Raw genomic sequence first — 6000 nt, 5'->3', positions numbered from 1 at the left:
GGGGCCGGCGGGGGGGGGGGGGCGCGGGGGGGGGGCGCGGGGGGGGGGGTTTCTGTGGGGGGGGGGGGGGGGGGGGGGGTGCCCCCCCCCCCCCCCCCCGCGGCTGCGCTGTCCCCGGCTCGGTGCTAGCCGGTGACGCTGAACGGTCGGGACACCTTCGTCGCCGACGTGGCGCCGGTCAGCGAGACGCTGGACGCGCCCGCCTTCGCCGCGCCCGGAACGCTCACCGTTGCGCCGGAGATGACTCCGTCACCGTTCGCGCGCAGGGTGCTGACCGCGAGCCCGGCCCCGAAGGCGATCGTGACCGCCTCGTTCGGAGCGAACCCGGAGCCGTCGACCACGATCGACGTGCCGCGCGGCCCCGAGGTGGTCAGCAGCGCCACCCGCGGCTGGTACATCCGCGCTTCCGGCTCTTCCTTCACCTGGACGGTGGCCGTGGCCGGCGTACGCGAGGACGCGCCCGTCGCGGTGACGGCGTACCGGCCGGGTTGCGCCGCATCCGAGGTCGGCACCGAGGCGCGGACCTTTCCGGTCGCGGAGGCCGCGACCTTCACGGTGCGGCCCGGGTCGGTGCCGACGCTGACGGTCACCTGCTCGCCGGCGGCGAAGCCGCTGCCGTCGACGGTGATCGCGCCACCGGTGGTGACGGTGCCGGACGCGGACAGCGCGATCGCCGGCTGTGATCCGCCCCGAGCCACCGTCACGGTGAAGGACTCGGTGCTGCTCGACAGGCTGTCCCACGCGGTGACACGCACCGTGTAGGTGCCCTCCTGCGGGTAGGTGTGCTGGCCACTCATCGCGCCGGACGCGCCGATCGTCACGTCGTTCGGAACCGTGCCGTCACCCCACTGGACGCGGGCACGGTAGCCCGTCGTACCGGGAACACCGCCGGTCACCGCACCGAGGTTCGCCGCGAGGGCCTGCCCGGCGGTGGCCGTCTGGTCCTTCGGGGCGACGGTCGCCAGCGCCGGGGCAGGTGTGCCGTCGGTGGCCACGGCGAACACGTGGATGCGGCCCGCCGAGCGAGGGTCACCGGTCTGCGTCGGCAGGGTCACCGACACCAGCGTCTTGCCCGCCGGAATCTGGTACGGCGCGGTGGCGAACAGGAACGGCTGGGCGCCGTCGCGGCTGGTGCCCTGCAGCCGGTACGCCGTCCGGGCGACGATGATGTTGCCGTAGGACGGGGTGCCGTTGGCGTTGCCGCCCAGCGTCCAGTCGCTCAACTGGATCGGAATGCTGGCCGTGCTGCCGTCGCTGAACGTCGCCGTGCCGGTGGTGCTCTGGTTGCCCTGCGTTCCGGCGCCGACGAACGAGATGCTCTTCGCGTCCTTCGGAAGGTCGAGGACGACCGTCGACCCGTTGCCGGTGGCGTTGTCCGGCTGCCCGGCCGGGATCGCCGGCAGGGTGAACCGCAACGCGGTTCCGGGAACCTGCTGGGGCTGACCCTGGGTCGCACCGCCCGCCGCCAGGGCGGCCCGCGAGTACGCCCACGACTTGGCGTCACAGTCCGCCGCGAGGGCCCCTTCGTCACCGACGCAGACGCTGTCGAACGCGGCGGTGAGACCGGAGGTCGGGGCGTACGCCACCTCGACGCCGACCGTCGCGGAACTCTGGCTCTCGCCATCGGTCACCGTGACGTTCGCCTGGTGGTAGCCGGGCGTGGCGTAGGTGTGCGACCCACCGATGCGGTAGACGGCCCGCGAACTCAGGGTCACCGTGCCCGCGGTGACCGGCGTGCCGTCACCCCAGTCGATGGTGGCCTGGTAGCCGCCGGCGTCACCGCCGGTGACGGTGGCCAGCGGCACCGAGACGGGTACGCCGTTGGTCGCGTGCACGCCCTCCGCGGCGGTGACCGCGATGTCGCCGCCCCCGAGGTCGAGGTCACCCCCGGCGAGCAGCTCGACCTCGGCGAGGTTCGTCTGCGCGGCGCCGACGGTCTTCGTGACGGCGAGGCGGAACTGCGCGAACCGTCCCGGCTTGTCGATCGAGTACGGGCGGGTCTGGTTGCGCCACGGGAACACCTGGCCGGTGCGCGAGTCCACTGTAGTCCAGGTGAGACCGTCGTTGGAGCCCTGCAGGCGCCAGTCCGCCGGATCGCCCGCACCGGCCCCGGACGTGACGGTGTAGTACCTCGGCTTCTGCTTGCCACCCCGGAAGGCCCAGGTGACCTGCGGGGTCGCCGAGGTGAAGGTCAGCTGCGTGGTCGACGAGTCGTCGAACAGCTTCGACGCGTCCTGACCGCCGGTCGCGGTCGCGGTGCCGAGACCGGGGCCGGTGACGTCCTGCAACGGCTTCGGCGCCTCGTCACCCTTGGTCAGCGACGGCGGCGCGTCGTTCTTGCCGCTGCCCCACGACGACGGCTTGGAGCCCATCTGGAAGTCGATGGTGCCGCCCTTGGCGAGCGTCGCCACGTCCAGCGACAGGCCGCGCTGCTTCTTACCGTTGACCTTGACGTCCTGCACGTAGACGTTGGCCGCGCTGTTGTTCGGCGCGTTGACGACGATGTCGCCGCTGCTGCGGTGCACGGTCATCCTGGTGAACTGCGGCGAGCCGATCGCCCACTCGGACGACCCGGCCTGCAACGGGTAGATGCCCAGCGAGCTGAGGATGTACCAGGACGACATCTCGCCGTTGTCCTCGTCGCCCAGGTAGCCCTGGCCGATCTCACTGCCGACGTAGAGGCGGCGCAGGATCTCCCGTACCTTCTCCTGGGTCTTGGCCGGCGCGCCGGCCACGTTGTACATGTACGGGATGTGGTGCGACGGCTGGTTGCTCATGCCGAGCTGACCCATCCGCACCGCGCGCGCTTCGAGCATCTCGTGGATGACGCCGCCGTACCCACCGGGGCGGTCGGCGTTCTCCGGGGTGGCGAAGAACGCGTCGAGCCTGTCCCGCAGCGCCTTCTGCCCGCCGTACAGGTTGACCAGGCCCTGGCCGTCCTGCTGGGCGGTGAACGCGAAGTTCCACCCGTTGGTCTCGGTGTAGACGCCACCCCAGTCCAGCGGGTCACCGGCGAGGAAGTTGCCGGCGGCGTCGCGACCCTGGAAGAGCTTCGTCTTCGGGTCGAAGAGGTGGACGTAGTTGCGGGCCCGCTCCAGGAAGTAGCGCGACTCCTCCTTGAGCCGGGCGCGCTCCGACTTCGGCGTGGCCGGGTCCTTGGCGAGCGCCGCACCCATGTTGCCGATGCCGAAGTCGTTGATGTAGCCCTCCAGCGCCCAGGACACCGACTCCCCCGTGGACGTCGGCGTGTAGCCGAGGAACAGGGAGCTCTCGATGCCCTTGCGTCCGACCGCGCTGCGCCCGGACGCGACGGTCGCGTCCTTGACGGCCGCGTCGTACGCCGCGAGCGGGTCGGGCAGCTCGACCCCGGTGAGGTACGCCTGGGCCAGAGCCACGTTCGCGCTGGTGCCGGTCATCAGGTCGGCGTAGCCGGGAGACGACCAGCGGGCGATCCAGCCGCCGTCGCGGTAGTGCTGGACGAACCCGTCGGAGATCTTGGCGGCGACGTCCGGGTACAGCAGCGCGTAGGCGGGCCACACGGTGCGGTAGGTGTCCCAGAAACCGTTGTTGACGTAGATCTGCCCGTCGACGACCTTCGCGCCGGTCGTGGTGGGGGTCGACGCGCCGGTCGGCGCCGAGACCGGGCTCGCGTACTGCCAGCGCGGCGCGGCGGCGGTGCCGGTGTTCTCCGACTGCGAGTTCGGGTAGAGGTTCAGCCGGTACAGGTTCGAGTACATGGTGACCAGCTGCGACTCGCTGGCGCCCCGCACCTCGACCCGTCCGAGCCGGTCCTTCCACGCGGCCGTCGCGGCGGCGTGGATCTGGTCGAAGCTCTTGCCGGTGACCTCCAGGTCGAGGTTCCGGCGCGCCTGGTCGACGGAGAGGAACGACGTCGCGAGACGCATCGTCACCTCCCGCGACGCGGAGGTGTCGAAGGTGGCCGAGGTCGCGGCGGACGTCGTCGGCGCCCGGTCGAAGGCGCCGGAGACGAACATCCGGCTACGACCTGCCGACAGGCCGCTTCCGTTGTCCACCCAGCCGGTGAACGTGCCGTCCGTGCCGATGGTGAACGTGCCGTTGTGGAAGACGAGGCTTCCGGTCGCCTGCCCGGTGGGGAAGGTGAACCGCATGATCCCGGCGTGGTCGGTCGGCGACATCTCCGCGACCAGGCCGTTTTGGAGCGTGACCCGGTAGAGGTCCGGCTGTGCCGTCTCGTCGTCGTGGCTGAAGGCGAGCGCACGACTGGCGGGCTGACCGGTGAGCGGCCCACCACCGGCGACCGGCATGACCGACATCTGGTTACGGTCGCCCATCCAGGGGCTCGGCTCGTGGGAGATCGCGAGGCCCTGGAGCATCGGCAGGTTGGCCTCGTTGTTGATCCGGTGGTACTGGTACTCCCACGAGTCGGAGGTCGCGTCGGTCACCGGGGTGAAGAAGTTGAACCCGTTCGGCACGGCGGTGATCGGCAGGTTGTTGCCGCGCGAGAAACCGCCAGTCGAGTTGGTGCCCCGGCGGGTGTCGACGTAGTTGGTCAGCTTCGAGCCGTCGATCGACGCCGGCGTGGCCGTCAGCTCGATGTCGTCGAGCCAACCCTGGAACCGGGTCTCCCCGGTGGCCTGCGGGTTGTCGTACGCCAGCAGGATCCGGTCGATCGTCTTGCCGCGCGCCACGGTGCCGAGGTCGGCCTGCACCAGGTTCCACTGGTCGGCGAAGAGCACCTTCGAGGCGCCCTGACCGGCACCCGTGAGCGGGTAGCCGTGCTGGTCGGCCGGCGAGCGACCACTCAGGTAGCTGCCGTCGGTGAAGTGCAGGTCGACGGCGGCGTAGGTGGACGGGTACCGGCCGTCCCCGTTGGTGAACTCGGGGAAGATCTTGTACGACAGTCGGGTCTGCGGCCCGACCGGGATGGTGACGTCGAACAGCTTGTTGGTCGCGTACGACCGGCCGTTGCCCTCGGCGCCGCCGGCGTAGCGCAGCGCGGCCAGTCCGGTGAACCCGACGTCCGGCTTCGTGGTGTAGCCGCCGTTCGGGCCGGCGGTCGCCTCGCTGACCATGGGGGTGGCCGGCGGGCGGACGTCCGAGCCGTCGCTGATGTTCCAGTCGGCGAGCTGCACGAGTGAGTCACCGGAGTTCGCGGTGACGTTGAGCCGGTAGAAGCCGTAGGCGTTGGCGTTGGCGAAGCTGTACGTCTTGGTGGCGAAGCGCCCGCTGAACTTCTCGCCGGCGCGCTTGTCCAGGTCGGTCCAGGTGCTGCCGTCGTTCGACCCCTGGACGACGAAGTCCTTCGGGTCCCGGGTCGGTGCGTCGTTGGCCGCGGTCAGCGAGTAGCGCACCACCGTCGCCGGCTTGGCGAGCTGGTAGGTCACCCAGCCGGTCGACGCGAACACGAGCCACTTGGTGGACGGGTCGTCGTCCTTGAGGTTGGCGGCGATTTCTCGCGGCTGGTTCTCGTCGCTCGCGGTCACGGCGCTGACCTGGCCGAGCAGGCTGCCGGGCAGCGTGGCGACCTTGCCGCTCAGGTTGGCCTGGACCGGCTTTCCGTTCGCGCCGACCTCCACGGTGCTGGTGGCGGGCTGCGGGTCGGCGGGCTCGAACGAGGAGGTGAAGTTGCCGGGCGTCGCGGCGGTGGGGGCGGCGCTCGCCAGCGGCGCGGCGACGAGCAGGCCCAGCGGTAGCAGGACGGCTGTCGTCGCCGCGATCAGGCGGGGTGAGAGGGGACGCGCAAGGGGGGTGTGCGACATGAGGGACGGAGCCTTTCGCCTCGAACCGGGTCGAGTACGTCGAAGGTCTGGGCAAGGTGGAGCGGGTGGTGGGTCAGGCCCTGACATCGTTGTCATAAGAGGTCGTGAACAACGAGAGCCGGGGCGGTGGACTGTCGCTGATAGTTCCGGGCGCACCACGGCCCTGTCAACGGGTTGATCGCGCCGAAAACGGCCGCCGCCCCACCCGGGACCCGGCGACCGAGGTGCCGGGCCTCGACGTACGTCCGGGGACGGACGC

1 protein-coding gene is annotated in these 6000 nt (G+C 71.0%); it reads right to left on the bottom strand.

Annotated elements, in window-relative coordinates:
* Positions 1 to 125: 125 nt before the first annotated feature.
* Entirely contained in the window at positions 126 to 5741 is a 5616-nt protein-coding gene (locus tag ACIBD9_RS26540) for a GH92 family glycosyl hydrolase (protein WP_396721758.1), read from the bottom strand.
* Between the last annotated feature and the right edge of the window lie 259 nt (positions 5742 to 6000).

It is taken from the genome of Micromonospora sp. NPDC050784, assembly GCF_044456765.1.
Lineage (GTDB): Bacteria > Actinomycetota > Actinomycetes > Mycobacteriales > Micromonosporaceae > Micromonospora > Micromonospora foliorum.
This window is presented reverse-complemented; position numbering and strand designations above follow the sequence as displayed.

Excerpts from the sequence above, each read along its gene's own strand:
- ACIBD9_RS26540 (WP_396721758.1), bottom strand. The coding sequence starts at position 5,741 with ATGTCGCACACCCCCCTTGCGCGTCCCCTCTCACCCCGCCTGATCGCG.